Origin of the sequence: Streptomyces sp. CC224B (assembly GCF_030010595.1) — a bacterium.
In the GTDB taxonomy this organism is placed as follows: Bacteria; Actinomycetota; Actinomycetes; order Streptomycetales; family Streptomycetaceae; genus Streptomyces; species Streptomyces longispororuber.
Window position 1 is genome coordinate 24,698 of record NZ_JASCXL010000014.1, and the last position, 18,458, is coordinate 43,155.

Below are 18,458 nucleotides of genomic sequence, written 5' to 3' on the forward strand. Positions count from 1 at the left end.
CCGAGTTCACAAGCTGCTCAACCACTTCCGCCACGTCCGTGGTCTAGGTACTCGAGTACTCGAGTGGCCCGTCCGCCGCGCGCGCCGCGACAGAACGTCGCCCGCGACGGCCCGTACGGGCGCGGCCCACGGCTGACCACGGACGACCCCAGACTCCCGGGAGTGCGAAATGACGACGTCGACAACGGTACGGAACAGAGCGAAGGCCGGCGTGGTGGGTCTCGCGGCGGCCGCGCTGGCGGGCACCGCCTTCACCGCCCCCGCCGAGGCGTCGCCGGACCCGGCCCCCGCGACCGGCCACCACCGGGTGACGCAGCGCGCCATGGACGCGGCCGTGAAGGCCGGGGTCCCCGGCATCACCGCACAGGCCCGGGACGCCGACGGCGTCTGGAAGGCGGCGTCCGGCGTCGGCAACCTGAAGACGGGCGAGCCGCGCGGCAAGCACGACCGGTTCCGGGTCGGCAGCATCACCAAGACGTTCGTCGCGACGGTCCTCCTCCAGATGGAGGCCGAAGGGCGGCTCGATCTCGACGACAAGGTGGAGCGCCACCTGCCCGGCATGGTGCGGGGCAACGGCAACGACGGCCGCAAGATCACCGTACGGCAGCTCCTGAACCACACCAGCGGCCTGTTCGACTACCTCGCCGACAAGAAGTACAGCAGGACGTACCTGGAGGGCGACGGCTACCTCCGGCACCGCTACGACACGCTGCCGCCCGAGAAGCACGTGAAGGTGGCCCTCTCCCACAAGCCGAACTTCCGGCCCGGCACCGACTTCTCGTACTCCAACACCAACTACGTGCTCGCCGGGCTGATCATCGAGAAGCTCGGCAAGAGGACCTACGAGAAGGAGGTCCGCGAGCGCATCATCAAGCCCCTGGGGCTGAAGGAGACGTCCAACCCCGGCAACGGCGTCCACCTGCCCCGGCCGAGCAGCCGCGGCTACGCCAAGCTCTTCCCCGCGCAGCCGAACCGGATCGACGACATCACCGAGATGAACGGCTCGCAGGGCTGGGCCGACGGCGACATCATCTCCAGCGCGGGCGACCTCACCCGCTTCTACCGTGCCCTGATGCGCGGGAAGCTGCTGCCGCCGCGGCAGTTGAAGGCCATGAAGACCACCGTCAACGACCCGGAGTCCACCGGTTTCGCCTACGGGCTCGGCCTCGGGAAGCTCACGACGAGCTGCGGCACCACCCTCTGGGGCCACGCCGGGGGCATGGTGGGATGGCTCTCCATGGCCGTCACCACCGAGGACGGCAGCCACCAGCTCGCCTACAATCACAACGGCGACTGGGTGGGGGACCTCTCCCCGGTCATGAACGCCGAGTACTGCGGTACGTCGTCCCGCTCACGCTGAAGCCGCTGAGCCTGCGCCCGCTCACGCTGAGCCCCACGCGCGCGTGCGCACCCCCGGCAGGACACCGGGGGTGCGCACGCGGTCACGCGGACACCGGGTACCCGGCCGCCTTCCACGCCTGGAAGCCGCCGACCAGGTCGGTCGCGTGGCGCAGGCCGAGCTGGCGCAGGGAGTGGGCCGCGAGGCTCGACGCGTAGCCCTCGTTGCAGAGGACGACGATCCGCAGGTCGTGGCGGTCCGCCTGCGGGGCGCGGTGGCTGCCCTGGGGGTCGAGGCGCCACTCCAGTTCGTTGCGCTCGACGACCAGTGCCCCCGGGATCAGGCCGTCGCGGTCGCGCAGGGCCGCGTACCGGATGTCGACGAGCAGGCCCCCCGTGCGGCCGATCTCGTACGCCTGCCGCGGTGTGACCCGGTCGAGGCCATCGCGTACCCGTTCCAGCAACTCGTCTATGCCCACGGGGGCGAGCGGCTCCGCCGTGATCAGCGGGGCCGCGGTCACCCCCGGAATGCCGTTCAGCTCCAGACCCGCGCTCACTGCCAGTCCTCCGGACGCTCGACGTGCTCCAGACGTAGCACGTCGCCGGTGCGGCTGTAGCGGCGGATCCGCGGAAGTGGCGGGTAATAGGCGTGCACGGAGACGGCGTGGTCCGTGCGCGACTGGTTGAACACCTCGTGCACGTGGTTGCGGCCGAACGCCCGCCCCTGTCCGGCGGGCAGCAGCCGTTCGCGGTCGATGCCCTCGGTGAGTTCCAGGGTCTTCCAGCCGTCGGTGGGGAGCCGGGCGGCGAGGGAGTTCTCCTTGAGGGTGCCCGAGGCAGTGGTGAAGGCGCCGACCGACTCGGCGTGGTCGTGCCAGCCGGTGCCGGTGCCGGGCGGCCAGCCGATCAGCCAGGCCTCACTGCCGCCCGGACCCTCGAGACGCACCCAGGTGCGGCCCTGCGGGTCCAGGGGGAGGGAGGCGACCAGGTCGGCGTCGGCGGCGGCGCGGCGCACGAAGTCGAGCAGCTCCGCCGAGGTGGGCGCGGGCGCGCGGGAGCCGGCGGGGGAGGGAAGGGAAGGGGGTGAGGGGAGTGAGGGGAGGGGGGTGGATCCGGAGACAGACGCAGACATGGTGGACCGTCCAGTGAGTTCGCGTGCGGGCGCGCCGGAACCGGGCGCGCGAGAGGCGGAGAAGGCGAAGTCAGATGGACGGGTGACACACGCAGCCCGCGTAGCGGACGAGGTCCATGTGGACCCTCCGCCACAAGCGGACAGCGGTGTCGGTCATGATCCGGAGTAGACCATGACCGTGGGACACGGTCAACTCGCTCTCCCCGTGTGGGCGAGCGCGCTCCCGTCTCAACTGCCGTTGTCCCCGGGGGCGGGACGGGTGCCGCGGTGGGGGGCGGATGCGCGCGCGGACCCGCGCGGGGAGGCGCTGTCGCGCCCGCCCGACGCGCCAGCGCCGGGTCCGGCCGCCTCCGCGCCGGTCGCGCCAGTCGTCCCTGTCGCGCCGGTCGCTCCGGACGGGCTCTTCCGGGACTCGACCCGGCCTGTGGGCTGGGGCGGACCTGCGGACTCGCGCGCGGCGGTGGGGCCGCTCGTGCCTGCGGGCCCTCCCGCTTCCGGGGACCCTCCCGTGGGGTTCCCTCCTGGGCGAACGGGCCCTTCCACGGGGGTCCCTCCTTGGCGTACGGGCCTTCCCGGCCTCGTGGGTGCCGTGCCTGCGGGGTTTCCCGGCTCCGCGGACGCGGCCGTGCCGGAGGCGGACCCTGGCACCGCAGAGGAGGATCCATTCGCCCCGGAAGAGGCGGACCCACCGGCTCCGGCGGCGGGCCCGTTCGTCCCCGCGGCGGGCCCGCTCGCCCCGGAGGAGACGCCACTCGCTCCGGAGGAGGTCGCCTTCGCCCCGGAGGAGGCCCCCTTCGCCCCGGAGGCAGTGCTTCCGCGGCCCTTCTTGGCGGCCCCGCCCCGGCCCGCGCGCCCCTTCGCCGGCGTCTCCGGTGGCGCCACCCGGCCGAGGGCCGCCTCCGTGGCCGCGTACAGCTCCGCGGGCCGTACGCCGCTCAGCGCGGTGACCAGATGCCCGTCAGGCCGTACGAGGAGCACCGTGTGCGCGGCCGCGCCGGGGTAGCTCTCGGCGACGAGCAGTTCGGCGGGGCACGGCAGGGCGGACACCGCCGCCGCGAGGCGGGGCATGATCCCGGCCGTCATCCAGTGCCGCCGGTCCCACACGAGGGTGCCCGGGGCCACGAGGACGACCAGGAACTGGCTGAGGCCGAGGCGGCCCCGCAGCCGTACGTAGGAGCCGTCGGGAGCCGTCACCCCCACATCGACGACCGGAGCGCCCGGCTCCGTGGCCACCTCCACGGTCGAGTCCGAAGGCCCGGGTGTCAGGGGGGAGTTGGCGTGCGCCGCTGGTGCACCGAGCTGGCCGCACCCCACATGGCCGTCCGTGAGCAGCGTCTCCTGGCCGCGTGCCGCCCCGGGGACGTACGCGCGCAGGCCACCGCCCCCGCGGAGCGCGGGCAGCGCCTGGTCAGCGGCGCGCAGGCGCGCGGCGACGGCGGCGCGCCGCTCCACCTGGTAACTGTCGAGCAGTGCGCCCCCCGCGCCGTGGTGCCAGGCGTGGGCCAGCTTCCACGCGAGGTTGTCCGCGTCCCGCAGGCCCTCGTCCAGGCCCTGGGTACCGAGGGTGCCCAGGAGGTGGGCGGCGTCCCCGGCCAGGAAGCAGCGACCGGCCCGCCAGCGCCGGGCGAGCCGGTGGTGGACCGTGTGGACGCCGGTGTCCAGGAGCTCGTACGGCGGTGTGGACGAGCCCCCGCACCAGCCCCCCAGGGTCTCGCGGAGGCGGGACAGGAGGGCGTCGGGGGTGACCAGGTCACCGCGCGGGGGCAGCAGCCAGTCGATCCGCCACAGGCCGCCCGCCAGGGGGCGCGCCGTCACCTCGGTCCCCGCGCCGCGCCACGGAGGGTTACGGTGCAGCAACGCTTCGCCTGGCCACGGGAGTTCCGCCCGGAGGACGGCGACCGCGTGCCGCTCGACCGCCGTACGCCCCGGGAAGCGGATGTCGAGCAGTTTGCGGACCGTCGACCGGGGCCCGTCGCAGCCGATCAGATAACTCCCTCGCCACCAGGCGTCCTTGTGCCCCCGGGTGTGAGCCGTGACCCCGGAGGCGTCCTGGTCCAGGGCGTCCAGCTTGCTCTCCACGGCGACCTTCACGAGCCGCTCGTCGGCGATGGCGTCACGCAGCGCACCCGTCAGCACGTGCTGGGGGACGTGCAACGGCGAGGGCAGCTCGTCACTGAACGTGAGCTGCCGGGTCACCTGCTTCCGTCGCATCGACCGCCACCCGCTCCACCGCGCGCCCGTGCTCACACCGCCGAAGGAGCCGCCGGCCAGACGCTCGACGAGCGCGGCGGTGTCCTCCCGCAGCACGGCGGTCCGCGCGGGCCGCTGCTCGTCCTTGCCGGGCCCCTCGTCGAGGACGACGGTGGGAACGGAGTGGCGGGCGAGAGCCAGGGCCAGGGTGAGGCCCACGGGGCCCGCACCGGCGACGATCACCGGGTCCACGGCGTACGGCCTCCTGCCATGACGGCTTGCGAGCGCCGGACGTACGTACAGGAAATGGCAGTTGAAACCCGGTGCACGATCACAGAACGTATGCAACCCACTGCCGGTGCTTGCGTCAAGCGACGAAGGCAGTGGCGTGGCCGCCACTGCCTTCGTTCTTACGGATCATCGGGTGAGTGCCCGGGGAGGACTCACTGGCCGGTGCCGCCCCCGCCGCCTCCGTCGCCCGTGCCGCCCATCACGCCGCCGCCGAGGGCGCCGCCCCCGTCACCGGTGGCCGCCGTTCCGGCCACGGCGGCCACGGGCACCATCGCACCCGTGGACTTCTTGCCGCGCCGCAGCCGTCCCTCCAGCCAGGAGGCGAACGTGGTGAGGATGAAGTTGATGACTACGAAGATCAGCGCGACGACGGTGAAGCTGGCGATGACGTTGGCGCCGTAGTAGCCGCTCATCGTGCTGACGGTCGACAGCAACTCGGAGAACGTGAGCAGGGCGCCGCCGAGCGCGGTGTCCTTCACGATGACCACGAGCTGGCTGACGATCGCGGGCAGCATCGCGGTGACCGACTGCGGCAGCAGCACGGACCGCATGGTCTGGCCCTTGCGCAGGCCGATCGCCTTTGCTGCCTCGGTCTGGCCCTTGGGCAGGGCGAGGATGCCCGCCCGCACGATCTCCGCGAGTACGGAGGCGTTGTACAGGACGAGGCCGGTCACGACCGCGTACATGGGGCGGTCGTCGGAGGGGACGTCGCTGTACTCGGCGAAGGCCTGGTTGGCGAACAGCATGAGGATCAGGACCGGGATCGCGCGGAAGAACTCCACGACCGATCCGGCCACGATACGGACCCACAGGTGGTCCGAGAGGCGTGCGATGCCGAGCACGGCGCCCAGCGGCAACGCGAGGACCATGGAGTACGCGGCGGCCTTGAGCGTGTTCTCCAGACCGGGCCAGATGTATGTCGTCCAGGCCCTGCTGTCCGTGAAGAAGGGCTTCCACATCACCCAGTCGAGCTGCCCCTTGTCGGACAGCGCGCGGTAGACCCACCAGCACAGAAGACCGGCGGCGATGACGAAGACCACCGAATAGATGAGGTTGCGCCGCTTGGCGCGCGGCCCCGGGACGTCGTAGAGGACGGTATTCATCGCTTGACCGCCACCTTCTTGCTGAGCCAGCCGAGGATCAGACCGGTCGGAAGAGTGAGGCAGATGAATCCGAATGCGAAGACGGCAGCGATCGCGATCGTCTGGGCCTCGTTCTCGATCATGTTCTTCATCAGCAGGGCCGCCTCGGCGACACCGATCGCGGCGGCCACGGTGGTGTTCTTCGTGAGCGCGATCAGCACGTTGGCGAGCGGGGCCACCACAGAGCGGAAGGCCTGCGGGAGCACGACGAGGGTGAGGACCTGGGTGAAGTTCAGACCGATCGCCCGCGCGGCCTCGGCCTGCCCGACCGGCACGGTGTTGATGCCCGAGCGCAGCGCCTCACAGACGAAGGCAGCCGTGTAGGCGGTCAGACCGAGCACGGCGAGGCGGAAGTTGACGCTGTCGACGTCCTCCGCGCCCAAGTTGACGGCCAGCGTCTGGTTCAGGCCGAGCGAGGTGAAAACAATGATGATGGTGAGCGGAATGTTCCGCACGACGTTGACATAGACGGTGCCAAATCCACGCATCAGGGGCACAGGGCTGACACGCATGCCCGCCAGCATGGTTCCCCATATCAGGGAGCCGACCGCTGAGAGTCCGGTGAGTTTCACCGTCTCCCAGAAGGCTCCCCACAGGTCATAGCCTTCAAGAAAGTCGAACATTATCCCGCGCTTCCGCGTTGGAAGGACAAGCGAGGCGTGCCGCTGTCGCGAGCGGCACGCCCCTCACATCCTGCTTACTTGACAATGTCGCCGATCTTCGGCGCGGGCTCGTGCTTGTAGTTGGCCGGGCCGAAGTTCTTCTTCACGGCCTCGTCCCAGGCCTTGTCCTTGACCATCTTGGTCAGCGCGTCGTTGATCTTCTTCTTGAGGTCGGAGCCCTTCTTGACGCCGATGCCGTAGTTCTCGTTGGTCATCTTGAAGCCGCCGAGCTTGAACTTGCCCTGGAAGTTCTTCTGGGCGGCGTAACCGGCGAGGATGGAGTCGTCGGTGGTGAGGGCGTCGATGACCTTGTTCTGCACGCCGGTCAGGCACTGCGAGTACGCGCCGTAGCGCTGGAGCTGGGCCTTGGGGGCCAGCTTGTCCTTGATGTTCTGCGCCGACGTCGACCCGGTCACCGAGCACAGCTTCTTGCTGTTCAGGTCCTTCGGGGACTTGATGGAGTCGTCATCGGCACGGACCAGGACGTCCTGGTGCGCCAGCAGGTACGGACCCGCGAAGTCGACCTTCTCCTCGCGCTCCGGCGTGATCGAGTACGTCGCGGCGATGAAGTCGACGTCACCGCGCTGGAGCATCGTCTCGCGGTCGGCGCTCTTGGCTTCCTTCCACTCGATGTCCCCCTCCTTGTAGCCCAGTTCCTTGGCGACATAGGTGGCGACGTCGACGTCGAAGCCCTCGTACTTGCCGTCCGGCGTCTTCTGGCCCAGGCCCGGCTGGTCGAACTTGATGCCGATCGTGATCTTCTTGCCCCCGCCGGAGCCCTTGTCGTCCTTGTCGTCACCGCCGCACGCGGTGGCGGTGAGGGAGAGCGCGAGCAGGACCGAGGCTGCCGCGGTGACCTTGCGAACCTTCATGGTGAACATCCTTCGTGTCGGCGGAGGTTGGGGGAGACGCTGCCGGGCGTCCGGAGGTGAGGGGGCGCCCCCTGCGGGCGGGGCGCCGGCGCGGCACGTCAGTGGTGCAGGATCTTCGACAGGAAGTCCTTGGCACGGTCACTGCGCGGGTTGCTGAAGAACTGGTCCGGAGTGGCCTCTTCGACGATCCGGCCGTCCGCCATGAACACCACGCGGTTCGCGGCCGACCGGGCGAAGCCCATCTCGTGGGTCACGACGACCATGGTCATGCCGTCCCGGGCGAGCTGCTGCATCACCTCGAGGACCTCGTTGATCATCTCCGGGTCGAGCGCCGACGTGGGCTCGTCGAAGAGCATCACCTTGGGGTCCATGGCGAGCGCGCGGGCGATCGCGACACGCTGCTGCTGGCCGCCGGAGAGCTGCGCCGGGTACTTGTCGGCCTGCGAGCCGACGCCCACGCGGTCGAGCAGGCCGCGGGCCTTCTCCTCCGCCTCCGCCTTGGCCGTCCTGCGCACCTTGACCTGGCCCAGCATCACGTTCTCGAGCACGGTCTTGTGCGCGAAGAGGTTGAACGACTGGAAGACCATGCCCACGTCGGCGCGGAGCCGGGCGAGCTCCTTGCCCTCCTGGGGCAGGGGCTTGCCGTCGATCGAGATGGCGCCGGAGTCGATGGTCTCCAGGCGGTTGATCGTGCGGCACAGGGTCGACTTGCCGGACCCGGAGGGCCCGATCACGACGACGACCTCGCCGCGGGCGATGGTCAGGTCGATGTCCTGGAGGACGTGCAGCGCGCCGAAGTGCTTGTTGACGTTCTTCAACACGACAAGGTCGTCCGCCGCGGGTATGGCGTCCTTGGTCACCGATACTTCGGTCACGGCTTGTTGCTCCATCCTCCTCGGGTTGGGAGGACAGTAGTAACCCGGTGCGACCAGCGTCATTACATCTGAGGGGAAATTGAGCATAACGATCCGGCCGCAACCGGACACTTTGTGTGAACGGGGCGCCGGGCGCGCGTACCGGGTGCATAACGGAACGTGTCCGTGACCCGAAGGGTCTTGACGCGGTCCTTTGCCATCGGCGTGGATGCCTTGGGGCGCCGCACGCGTCCCGTACCGCTGAGATCCGCGCGCACGCGCGCGTGGCCGACGCCCGTGGACACGGGCGGAGCGCCGCGTGAGCGGAAACGGAACATCCGATGAACCGCGGGCCCACGGCACCACCGGGACCCGTGGGAACCACCACACCACAGGGGGGCCGATGAGCTGGAGGGGGACCGCATGAGACTGCTCCTCGTCGAGGACGACGACCACGTGGCCGCCGCCCTCGCCGCGGTCCTGGCCCGGCACGGCTTCGCCGTCACCCACGCGCGCAGCGGCGAGGAGGCCCTCCAGGCCCTGCTGCCCGGCGAAGCGGCACCCTTCGGAGTGGTGCTCCTGGACCTCGGCCTGCCCGACCAGGACGGCTACGAGGTCTGCGGGAAGATCCGCAAGCGCACGTCGACCCCCGTCATCATGGTCACGGCCCGGGCCGACGTACGCTCCCGCATCCACGGTCTCAACCTCGGAGCCGACGATTACGTGGTGAAGCCCTACGACACCGGGGAGCTCATCGCCCGGATCCACGCCGTCACCCGGCGCCCGTCCGCCGGCACCGCGCCCGCCCCGGCCGAGACCGAGCTGCGGCTCGGCAACGTACGCATCGAACTGCCCACCCGGCAGGTCAGCGTGGACGGCACCCGGGTGCAGTTGACCCGCAAGGAGTTCGACCTGCTCGCCCTGCTGGCCCAGCGGCCCGGCGTCGTCTTCCGCCGGGAGCAGATCATCAGTGAGGTGTGGCGGACCAGTTGGGAGGGGACCGGCCGCACGCTGGAGGTGCACGTGGCCTCCCTGCGCGCGAAGCTGCACATGCCCGCCCTGATCGAGACCGTGCGCGGAGTCGGCTACCGGCTCGTCGCCCCGGCGTCGTAGCGGGCACAGGTGCGCGCCCGCCTCCTGCCGCTGCTCATCGTCCTGATGGCGGGCGTCCTGCTCGCCCTGGGCGTGCCCCTCGCGGTGAGCGTGGCCTCCGCCCAGCAGCAGAAGGTCGTCGTCGACCGCATCGACGACACCGCGCGCTTCGCCTCGCTCGCGCAGTTCGTCACGGAGCGCCCCGTCGGCTCACGCGTACGCGACAAGGACGAACGGCGCGAGACGCTCCAGAACGAACTCGACTACTACAACCAGGTCTACGGCATCAGGGCGGGCGTCTTCTTCCGGGACACGCTCCCCATGGCGCACGCCCCGGACGACTGGTTCCTGCCCGGCGTGGGCCACCCCGTACGCGACGCCTTCGAAGAGGCGCTGCGCTCCCGGGGCAGCCACGACCCGCCCCAGGTGTGGCCCTGGGAGGAGGACGGGCGCATCGTCGTGGCGTCCCCGGTGATCCGCGACGGCGACGTGATCGCCGTCGTCGTCACCGACTCGCCGACCGGGCGCATGCGCGCGCAGACCCTGCACGGCTGGCTGCTGATCGGCGCGGGCGAGTCGGCGGCGATGCTCCTCGCGGTCGGCGCGGCGCTGCGCCTCACCCGCTGGATCCTGCGCCCGGTGGGCGTTCTGGACGCGACCACGCACGACATCGCCACCGGCCGCCTCGCGTCCCGGGTCGCGGCGGCGGGCGGGCCGCCGGAACTGCGGCGCCTGGCCCGTTCGTTCAACGAGATGGCCGACCACGTCGAGGACGTGCTTGAGCAGCAGCGCGCCTTCGTCGCCGACGCCTCCCACCAACTGCGCAACCCCCTGTCCGCCCTGCTGCTGCGCATCGAGCTGCTCGCCCTGGAACTGCCCGAGGGCAACGAGGAGATCGCCTCGGTGCGCACGGAGGGCAAGCGACTGGCGCAGGTCCTCGACGACCTCCTGGACCTGGCGCTCGCCGAGCACGCGACGGCGGACCTCCGGCTCACCGACATCGGCGCGCTCGCGGCCGAGCGCGTGGCCGCCTGGCGGCCGCTCGCCGAGGAGCGGGGCGTGCTCCTGGAGGGGCACTGCCCGGCCACCACGGGGTGGGCGGACCCGATCGCGCTGTCCAGCGCCCTGGACGCGGTGATCGACAACGCCCTCAAGTTCACGCCCGAGGGGGAGCGCGTCGAGGTGCGGGTCGCCTCGGCCGACGGGACGGCGAGCGTCGTCGTCACCGACCGCGGCCCGGGCCTCACCGACGACGAGCTGGCCCGCGTCGGCGACCGCTTCTGGCGCAGCAACCGCCATCAGAACGTCAAGGGCTCCGGACTCGGCCTGTCCATCTCCCGGGCGCTGCTGGCCGCCGGCGGGGGCACCCTCGCGTACGAGCGTCACGAGCCGCACGGCCTGAAGGTGACGGTGGGCGTCCCCCGGCAGGCGCCCGGCGGCGAGAGGCCGGCGCTCAGGGCTTGACCGAGCGGTAGTAGCGCCGCGCGCCCTCGTGCAGGGCCAGGGGGTGGGTGTACAGGGCGGTCCGCAGGTCGACGAGTTGCGCGGCGTGCACGCGTGCGCCGATGCGGTCCCGGCTGTCGATGACCGTCCGGGTGAGGCCCTCCGTCAGCTCCGGGTCGACCCGGTCGGTGGTCACCAGGAGGTTGGCCACGGCCAGGGTCCGCACTGCGGCGTTCTGCTGGGCCTCGGGGTAGGCGTCGGCGGGCATCACGGCGGCCCGGTAGTAGCGCGACGCGCCGCCCTGTCGGTGCAGGGCGCCGACGAGGTCCCCGAGTGGTACGAGGCGGATGGCGACGTCCTCGGACAGCGCGCTCACGGACGAGGTGGGCAGGCCGCCGGACCAGAAGAACGCGTCGACCTTGCCGCGCCGCAGCAGGTCCGGGGCGGTGTCTATGCCGTTCGGCAGCGCCGTGACGTCCTTGTCCACATCCAGCCCGGCGGCCTTCAGGACGCGCTCCGCGATGAGCTGGACGCCCGAGCGCGGCTGCCCGACGGCGACCCGTCTGCCGCGCAGGTCCTGTGCCGTGTGGATGCCGGACGTGCGGCGCACCACGATGTGCACGTAGTCGTCGTACAGCCGCGCGCAGCCCCGCAGCCGCTCGGCGCCTGCCCCGCCGCTGAGGCGGTACTTCTCCACGGCGTCGGCGGCGGCGATCGTGAAGTCGGCCCGCCCGGTGGCCACCCGCTCCACGTTCTGCTGCGACCCCTCGCTGTTGAGCAGGTCGATGTCGACGTCGGGCATGTCCTTGGCCGCGGCGGTCCGCAGGAGCTGCCCGTACGTCTCGTAGACGGCGCCCTTGACGCCCGTACTGAAGGCCACCCGGCCCTGGGGCGACGACCCTCCCACCGGGAGCAGCCACCACAGGAGCAGCCCGAAGACCACGAAGGCGACGGCCGCCCCTTGGAGGGCGCGCCGTCGGCTGAGGCGGGGCAGGGCTGGCGACATGGGCGCGATCCTGCCACCGCTGCCGCCGTGCTGACCAGGGCCGGGGCCCGGGCCACGCGGTGCTCTAGCCCGCGACGGCTCGCAGCAGCAGCTCCTGGAGCGTGTCCTGCTCGCGGTCCGAGAGGCGGCTGAGAGGTGACTCCCGGGTGAGCGTGGCGATGAGGCGGTCGCGCAGGGCGGCCCCCTTGGGGGTGAGCACGAGCTGCTTGGCGCGCCGGTCGCTGGGGTGCGGCCGGCGCTCCACGAGGCCCTGCTCCTCCAGGCGGTCCGAGACGAACGTGGCGTTGGACGGCTCGCAGGACATCCGCTCCGCCAGCTCGCGCAGGGTCATCGGCCCGGTCAGCTCGCGCAGGGCGACGGCCTGCGGCGCGGTCAGGCCGAGGGCGGAGGCGTGCTCCCGCACGTGGCCCTCGATCCGCCGGGAGAGGGCGTTGACGAGGCCGCAGAGGCGCCGCTCGGCCTCGGCGAGGGTCTCGGCGGACAGGGCGGTCTGCGGTTCCGGGGGTTTCGCCGGGGTCCGGGCGGGAGCGGGAGTCTCCGAAGCAGGGGCTTCCGCCGGATTCTCCGGCTCCGTGGCCACCGGCTCGGGAGCCGCGGCCTCGGCCCGGGTCGCCTGCTCGCCGCCGAGAGCGCCGTCGCGCGTGTTCGCCATGGCCTCAGGGTACTCATCGCTGCAACTCAAATGGTTGCAACTCGAATGATTCTAGTTCTAACGTTCTGCTCGGCGGGGCGGACCACAGCCGCGCCGACGGCTGAACCGACTGCCCTGGAGGTCCCATGCCCGCGTCCGAGAACACCCTCGAAGCACACGCCGACGGCCCCGCGCTGCTGGGCGGGGAGGACGCCGCCGAGCGGCTGCGCCGACCGGGGCGCACCCGCACGTTCCGCCTCGGCGACCTGCGCGTCAGCTCCGTGGCCGACGGCGCCGTCCGCCTCAAGCCCCGCGGCTGGCTGCCCGCCTCGACGGCGAGCGACTGGGAGGCCCACGCGGACCACCTGGACGAGCACGGACACCTCGTGGCGAGCGTCGGCGGGCTGCTCGTCGAGCACGGCGACCGGGCCCTGCTCATCGACGCCGGCTACGGTCCCCAGGACGCCCCGGACGACCCGGGCAACGCCCTCATCGGCGCCCGGCGCAGCGGCGAGCTCCTGGCGAACCTCGCCGCGCTCGGCCGCGCCCCCGGGACGATCGAGGCGGTCGCCTTCACGCACCTGCACGGCGACCACCTGGGCTGGGCCTGGAACCCGGCACCCGGCGGCACGGAGCCCGCGTTCACCGGCGCCGCCTATCTGTTCGGCGAGCCCGAGTGGGAGCAGCGCCACCTGGCCGCGGACCACGGGGCGACCGGCGAGGTCCTCGCCGTCCTCGCGCCCAAGGTCCGGACGGTCACGGACGGCGAGGAGGTCTTCCCCGGGGTGCGCGCCCGGGTGCGGCCGGGGCACACGGTGGGCCACGTCACGTACGAGATCTCGTCGGGCGGCGGACGTCTCCTGGCCTTCGGCGACGCACTGCACTCACCGGTGCAGATCACCCGCCCCGAGTGGTCGGCGGCCGTCGACCACGACCCCGCCCAGGCGGCCGCGTACCGGCAGCGGCTCGTCGGCGAACTGGCCGAGCCCGGCACCCTGGGGTTCGGCATCCACTTCGCGGACGTGGTGTTCGGCCGGGCGGAACGGGACTCCCAGGGGCGCATGGTCTGGGCCCCGCTGCCCTGAGGCACCGCAGTCGTCTCCCGGGACTGCCGAAGGCCGCTCAGGCCTTGCGGGCCACGCCCGCGTACATGGCCACCTCGTCCGGCAGCCCCTGCCCACCCCCTTCGGGGCGCCACCGCGAACAGGAGATGACGCCGGGCTCCAGCAGGTCCAGCCCGTCGAAGAAGCGGGCCACCTGCTCCGGGGTGCGCTGTGTCAGCTTCGGGGTGCCGTGCTCGTTCCAGAAGGCCACCGCGGCGTCCACGTCCGGCATCGCCGGGCTGGTGATGGTGTGCGACAGGACGAGGTGGCTCCCGGAGGGCAGGGCCTCCATGAGGCGGCGTACGACGCCGTAGGCCTCCTGGTCGTCGTCGATGAAGATGACGACCCCCAGGAGCATCAGCGCGACCGGCTCACTGAAGTCCAGCGTCCGCCCCGCGTGCTCCAGGACGCGGTCCACGTCCCGCATGTCGGCGTCCAGGTAGTCCGTGCGTCCCTCGGGGGAGCTGGTCAGCAGGGCGCGCGCGTGCGTGAGGACCAGCGGGTCGTTGTCCACGTAGACGACGCGCGACTCCGGGGCGATCCGCTGGGCCACCTCGTGCGTGTTGTCGGCCGTCGGCAGGCCGGTGCCGACGTCCAGGAACTGGCGCACGCCGCGGTCGGCCACCAGGTGGCGCACCGCGCGGCCCAGGAACTGGCGGTCCGCGCGCGCGTAGTCCCCGATGCCGGGGTGCAGCTCGCGGATGCGGTCACCCGCCTCGCGGTCCACGGCGTAGTTGTCCTTGCCGCCCAGCCAGTAGTTCCAGATCCGCGCCGTGTGCGGCTGCGCGGTGTTGATCCGGCTCCGTACGGCCTCGGCGGCGTCCTTGGCGGACGGACCCCGAGGAGCCTCAGGGACCTCCGGAGCCTCGGGGGAGGGGTGCCCGGTCACGTGATGCCTCCTGGCGCGAAGAGGGCCGGTGATGCTGTCAACGTGCAATGTAGTGGCGCGAGTTCCCGCGCCGGTCCCCGTTCGGCGGACAAGGGCGGGACGCGCGGCACCACGGGGCGGCACCGTGCCGTCGGAGGGGCCCGGCGCCGCACCGCCGGGCAGGGACGGCACCCACCCGGCGCCCCGGCTCCGTCCCACTCGGGCCGGCCCCTGAGCACCGGCCAGCACGGCGCGCTGATCCCAGCCCTTACCCTGGACGGGTGAGCGGTGACGACGTGGCTGGTGGAGCAGTGGCCGGATTGAAGACCTACGAGGTGCGCACCTACGGGTGCCAGATGAACGTCCACGACTCCGAGCGCCTCTCCGGCCTCCTGGAGGGCGCGGGCTACGTGCGCGCGCCCGAGGGCTCCGACGGCGACGCCGACGTCGTGGTGTTCAACACGTGCGCGGTCCGGGAGAACGCCGACAACCGCCTGTACGGCAACCTCGGCCGCCTCGCCCCGAAGAAGGCCTCGCGCCCCGGCATGCAGATCGCCGTCGGCGGCTGCCTGGCCCAGAAGGACCGCGACACCATCGTCAAGAAGGCACCCTGGGTCGACGTCGTCTTCGGGACGCACAACATCGGCAAGCTGCCGGTCCTCCTGGAGCGCGCCCGCGTCCAGGAGGAGGCGCAGATCGAGATCGCCGAGTCCCTGGAGGCGTTCCCCTCGACGCTGCCCACGCGCCGCGAGAGCGCGTACGCGGCCTGGGTGTCGATCTCCGTGGGCTGCAACAACACCTGCACGTTCTGCATCGTGCCCGCCCTGCGCGGCAAGGAGAAGGACCGCAGGACCGGCGACATCCTCGCCGAGATCGAGGCGCTCGTCGCCGAGGGCGTCTCCGAGATCACGCTCCTCGGGCAGAACGTCAACGCGTACGGCTCCGACATCGGGGACCGCGAGGCCTTCAGCAAGCTCCTGCGCGCCTGCGGCACCATCGAGGGCCTAGAGCGCGTGCGCTTCACCTCGCCGCACCCGCGCGACTTCACGGACGACGTGATCGCCGCGATGGCCGAGACGCCGAACGTGATGCCGCAGCTCCACATGCCGCTGCAGTCCGGCTCGGACCCCGTCCTGAAGGCGATGCGCCGCTCCTACCGCCAGGAGCGCTACCTGGGCATCATCGAGAAGGTCCGCGCCGCCATCCCGCACGCGGCCATCACCACGGACATCATCGTGGGCTTCCCCGGCGAGACCGAGGAGGACTTCGAGCAGACCCTGCACGTGGTCCGCGAGGCCCGCTTCGCGCAGGCCTTCACCTTCCAGTACTCCAAGAGGCCCGGCACGCCGGCGGCCGAGATGGACGACCAGATCCCCAAGGCGGTCGTGCAGGCGCGCTACGAGCGCCTGGTGGCCCTCCAGGAGGAGATCTCCTGGGAGGAGAACAAGAAGCAGGTCGGCCGCACCCTGGAGCTGATGGTCGCCGAGGGCGAGGGCCGCAAGGACGGCGCCACGCACCGCCTCTCCGGCCGCGCCCCCGACAACCGCCTGGTGCACTTCACCAAGCCGGACACCGAGGTGCGCCCCGGCGACGTGGTCACCGTCGAGGTCACGTACGCGGCGCCCCACCACCTGCTCGCCGAGGGAGCCGTCCTCGACGTGCGCCGCACGCGCGCGGGTGACGCCTGGGAGAAGCGCAACGCCGCCGAGGCCGCGAAGCCGGCCGGCGTCCTCCTCGGCCTGCCCAAGGTGGGCGTCCCGGAGCCCCTGCCGGTGGCGGCGGCTCCCGGGTGCGCCCGCGACTGAGAGCGGTACACCGGGCGCGGGGGGACGGTGGCCGGTCGCCCGGTCCTCCGGTCCCCGGTCCGCCGTCCTAGGGTGCCCGTCCTGCCGTCCTGCCGTCCTCCCGTACGCCGCCGCTGACCGCGCCCCGCGCTGTCGGCGGCGCGCGTTACGCTGCGGATCATGCTTGTCGCCGCAGCCGTGTGCCCCTGTCCGCCCCTGCTCGTGCCCGAGGTCGCCGCGGGTGCGGCCCCCGAGCTGGACGCCGCGCGCGCGGCGTGCGCGGACGCCGTCGGGGTGCTCGCGGCCTCCCGGCCGGACCGCCTGGTCGTGGTCGGCCCGGCCGGACCCGAGGGCCACGGACCGCACCCTCAGGGGACCTGCGGGTCGTTCCGCGGCTTCGGCGTGGACCTCGACGTCCGCCTTGGGACACCGGAAGGCGACAGCGAGATGCCGGAGCATCAGCTTCCGGCCTCCCTCGCGGTCGCCGGCTGGCTCTTGGAGCGCACCGGGTGGTCAGCCGCTCCGGTCGACGGCCTCGGCGTGGGGGAGCGGCTCGCGGCCGAGCGCTGCATCCGCGTGGGCCAGGAGGTCGCAGCGCGGACGGACCGGGTGGCGCTGCTGGTGATGGGCGACGCCAGCGCGTGCCGCACGCTGAAGGCGCCCGGGTACCTGGACGACCGGGCGGCCGACTTCGACGCGGCGGTGGCGGCAGCCCTGGCGGCGGCCGACGTGGAGGCCCTGAAGGGGCTGGACGAGAAGCTGGCGCACGAGCTGCAGGCGGCGGGCCGGGCCCCTTGGCAGGTGCTGGCGGGCGCCGCGGCCGGCGCGGGCCTCAAGGGCGCGCTGCTCTTCGACGAGGCTCCGTACGGTGTGGGGTACCTGGTGGCGGCCTGGGCCTAGGGCCGGCCCTGGGGCTAGGGCTGGCCCTGTGTCCTAGTGTCCTCGGGCTGGTCCTGCGAGCTGTCGTGGCGGCACCGCTGTGCGCGCCGACGACGCCCCTCCCGGGCGCCAGCCCTGGTCCTGGTCCTAGTCCTAGTCCTAGGGGCGAGCGTGCAAGGCCCCGTGCCGCCGACGGCGCACACGCCGACGGCCGTGAAGCTGCGTGACTTCACGGCCGTCCGCCGGTGCGTGTCAGGAGGCCGAGGGGGGCCGCGGCGAGGACGGCGGGGGCGGCGCGGCCGGGGGAGCGGTGTCGCCACCACCGGCCTTGCCGCCGTCCGTCCCGGCGAGGCGCCCCAGGGCGTCCTTCGCCTTCCCCGTCCCCGAGGCGATCTGGCTGCTGTACTTGCCCTTGGTCTTGCGGTCGACGACCTTGGCGGCCTTCTCCAGCCCCTGGTCGATCGTGTCGCCGTGCCGCCGCGCGAGTGCCGAGGCCTTGCCCTTGGCAGGACGGAGCTTGGCCTTCAGGTTGTCCAGGAAGCCCATCGGTCCGCCTTTCCTCACTGGTTCCTCATCGAGGGGTCACTTACGGGCGCCCTCACCGGCCTCGTTGTCGGCCGCTTCCTGAGCGGACTGCTGCTTCGGGATCTCCACGTTCTCCCCGGCCGCCTCGGCGGCCTCCGCCTTCGCGTCCGTGTCGTCCGTCTCGCTCGTGCTGTCCGTGCCGCTGCTGCCGTCCGCACCATCCGTAACGTCCGTGTCGTCGGCCGCGACGCCGACGCCCTGTGGGCCCTGTGCGCCCTCCGGGGCGTGCTTCTCGTCCGCGGAACCCCTGGAACCGCTGGAACCGCTCTCTGCCCCAGCCTTGCTCTCGTCCCCGTCGGAGGCCTTCTCCGCCTCCGTGGCGGACTCCTCGCCCGCCTTCTCCGGCTCTGCCGTGAGGGTGTCGGTCGCGGCCTCGGCCGTTGACGCCTTCTCCGTGTCCTTGGACTTCCGGCGGAACCGTGCAAAAACGCCCATATCTACTCCATACGTTACTCGTGTGGGCGAAATCCCGCGCCGCCCGGTGCGTCCGATTGCGTCGCCCGGGACACCGGCCTCGAAACCGGCGGCTGGAACCTCCCAACAGGGAACGACCCCGCTGCCGTGCCGTCACGTAGCTCGTTCGGGC

General features: G+C 72.1%; 18 protein-coding genes and 1 pseudogene. 6 read left to right on the forward strand and 13 right to left on the reverse strand.

Annotated elements, in window-relative coordinates; translation table 11 throughout:
* The first annotated feature begins 169 nt into the window (after positions 1–169).
* Positions 170–1,360 carry a serine hydrolase domain-containing protein gene (locus tag QK440_RS08130; RefSeq protein WP_282792314.1) on the forward strand — a complete coding sequence of 397 codons (1,191 nt, stop codon included), beginning with the start codon at positions 170–172 and terminating at the stop codon, positions 1,358–1,360.
* 82 nt (positions 1,361–1,442) lie between these two features.
* On the opposite strand, the gene QK440_RS08135 is transcribed toward QK440_RS08130, so the two are convergent.
* The 8 genes and pseudogenes from QK440_RS08135 to QK440_RS08165 form a co-directional block, all read right to left on the reverse strand.
* Positions 1,443–1,868 carry a rhodanese-like domain-containing protein gene (locus QK440_RS08135; RefSeq protein ID WP_282792368.1) on the reverse strand — a complete coding sequence of 142 codons (426 nt, stop codon included), beginning with the start codon at positions 1,866–1,868 and terminating at the stop codon, positions 1,443–1,445.
* A gap of 23 nt (positions 1,869–1,891) precedes the next feature.
* Complete coding sequence (locus tag QK440_RS08140) at positions 1,892–2,470, reverse strand: cysteine dioxygenase (protein WP_282792315.1); 579 nt, start codon at positions 2,468–2,470, stop codon at positions 1,892–1,894.
* 70 nt (positions 2,471–2,540) lie between these two features.
* The gene (locus QK440_RS41350; RefSeq protein ID WP_349239274.1) at positions 2,541–2,627 is read right to left on the reverse strand and encodes a putative leader peptide; all 87 of its coding nucleotides are present in this window, start codon (positions 2,625–2,627) and stop codon (positions 2,541–2,543) included.
* A gap of 728 nt (positions 2,628–3,355) precedes the next feature.
* Positions 3,356–4,912 (reverse strand): annotated as a pseudogene (locus QK440_RS08145) (FAD-dependent monooxygenase); the annotation flags it as partial.
* A gap of 191 nt (positions 4,913–5,103) precedes the next feature.
* Positions 5,104–6,054, reverse strand: coding sequence for an amino acid ABC transporter permease (locus QK440_RS08150; RefSeq protein ID WP_282792316.1), 951 nt, complete (start codon positions 6,052–6,054; stop codon positions 5,104–5,106).
* Positions 6,051–6,716, reverse strand: a complete 666-nt coding sequence (locus tag QK440_RS08155; protein WP_282792317.1) for an amino acid ABC transporter permease — start codon at positions 6,714–6,716, stop codon at positions 6,051–6,053. The genes QK440_RS08150 and QK440_RS08155 overlap by 4 nt, the downstream gene beginning before the upstream one ends.
* A 74-nt stretch (positions 6,717–6,790) precedes the next feature.
* Positions 6,791–7,627 carry a glutamate ABC transporter substrate-binding protein gene (locus tag QK440_RS08160; protein WP_282792318.1) on the reverse strand — a complete coding sequence of 279 codons (837 nt, stop codon included), beginning with the start codon at positions 7,625–7,627 and terminating at the stop codon, positions 6,791–6,793.
* Positions 7,628–7,725: 98 nt separating this feature from the next.
* Positions 7,726–8,502: an amino acid ABC transporter ATP-binding protein gene (locus QK440_RS08165; protein ID WP_282792319.1), complete on the reverse strand. Its 777-nt coding sequence runs from the start codon at positions 8,500–8,502 to the stop codon at positions 7,726–7,728.
* A gap of 402 nt (positions 8,503–8,904) precedes the next feature.
* Between QK440_RS08165 and QK440_RS08170 the strand changes: the two genes are divergently transcribed.
* Together QK440_RS08170 and QK440_RS08175 are read left to right on the forward strand one after the other, a co-directional pair.
* Positions 8,905–9,594, forward strand: coding sequence for a response regulator transcription factor (locus QK440_RS08170; protein ID WP_282792320.1), 690 nt, complete (start codon positions 8,905–8,907; stop codon positions 9,592–9,594).
* Between the two features lie 9 nt (positions 9,595–9,603).
* Entirely contained in the window at positions 9,604–11,037 is a 1,434-nt protein-coding gene (locus QK440_RS08175; RefSeq protein ID WP_282792321.1) for a HAMP domain-containing sensor histidine kinase, read from the forward strand.
* Here QK440_RS08175 and QK440_RS08180 read toward each other — a convergent pair.
* Together QK440_RS08180 and QK440_RS08185 are read right to left on the reverse strand one after the other, a co-directional pair.
* A complete protein-coding gene (locus tag QK440_RS08180; RefSeq protein ID WP_282792322.1) occupies positions 11,027–12,022 on the reverse strand; it encodes a TAXI family TRAP transporter solute-binding subunit in 996 nt (331 codons plus the stop codon). The two genes, QK440_RS08175 and QK440_RS08180, sit on opposite strands and share 11 nt — an antisense overlap.
* 64 nt (positions 12,023–12,086) lie before the next feature.
* On the reverse strand, positions 12,087–12,506 hold the full coding sequence (locus tag QK440_RS08185) for a MarR family transcriptional regulator (protein WP_282792369.1): 420 nt from the start codon (positions 12,504–12,506) through the stop codon (positions 12,087–12,089).
* 293 nt (positions 12,507–12,799) lie between these two features.
* On the opposite strand from QK440_RS08185, the gene QK440_RS08190 reads away from it, so the two are divergent.
* The gene (locus QK440_RS08190) at positions 12,800–13,738 is read left to right on the forward strand and encodes an MBL fold metallo-hydrolase (RefSeq protein ID WP_282792323.1); all 939 of its coding nucleotides are present in this window, start codon (positions 12,800–12,802) and stop codon (positions 13,736–13,738) included.
* A gap of 37 nt (positions 13,739–13,775) precedes the next feature.
* On the opposite strand, the gene QK440_RS08195 is transcribed toward QK440_RS08190, so the two are convergent.
* On the reverse strand, positions 13,776–14,645 hold the full coding sequence (locus QK440_RS08195; protein WP_282792324.1) for an SAM-dependent methyltransferase: 870 nt from the start codon (positions 14,643–14,645) through the stop codon (positions 13,776–13,778).
* Positions 14,646–14,935: 290 nt separating this feature from the next.
* On the opposite strand from QK440_RS08195, the gene miaB reads away from it, so the two are divergent.
* Together miaB and QK440_RS08205 are read left to right on the forward strand one after the other, a co-directional pair.
* Entirely contained in the window at positions 14,936–16,429 is a 1,494-nt protein-coding gene (gene miaB, locus QK440_RS08200; RefSeq protein ID WP_282792370.1) for a tRNA (N6-isopentenyl adenosine(37)-C2)-methylthiotransferase MiaB, read from the forward strand.
* Positions 16,430–16,588: 159 nt separating this feature from the next.
* Entirely contained in the window at positions 16,589–17,308 is a 720-nt protein-coding gene (locus tag QK440_RS08205) for a hypothetical protein (protein ID WP_282792325.1), read from the forward strand.
* A gap of 231 nt (positions 17,309–17,539) precedes the next feature.
* Here QK440_RS08205 and QK440_RS08210 read toward each other — a convergent pair whose 3' ends face one another.
* Positions 17,540–17,833, reverse strand: coding sequence for an antitoxin (locus QK440_RS08210; protein WP_282792326.1), 294 nt, complete (start codon positions 17,831–17,833; stop codon positions 17,540–17,542).
* 36 nt (positions 17,834–17,869) lie between these two features.
* A complete protein-coding gene (locus QK440_RS08215) occupies positions 17,870–18,307 on the reverse strand; it encodes a hypothetical protein (protein WP_282792327.1) in 438 nt (145 codons plus the stop codon).
* Positions 18,308–18,458: the final 151 nt, after the last annotated feature.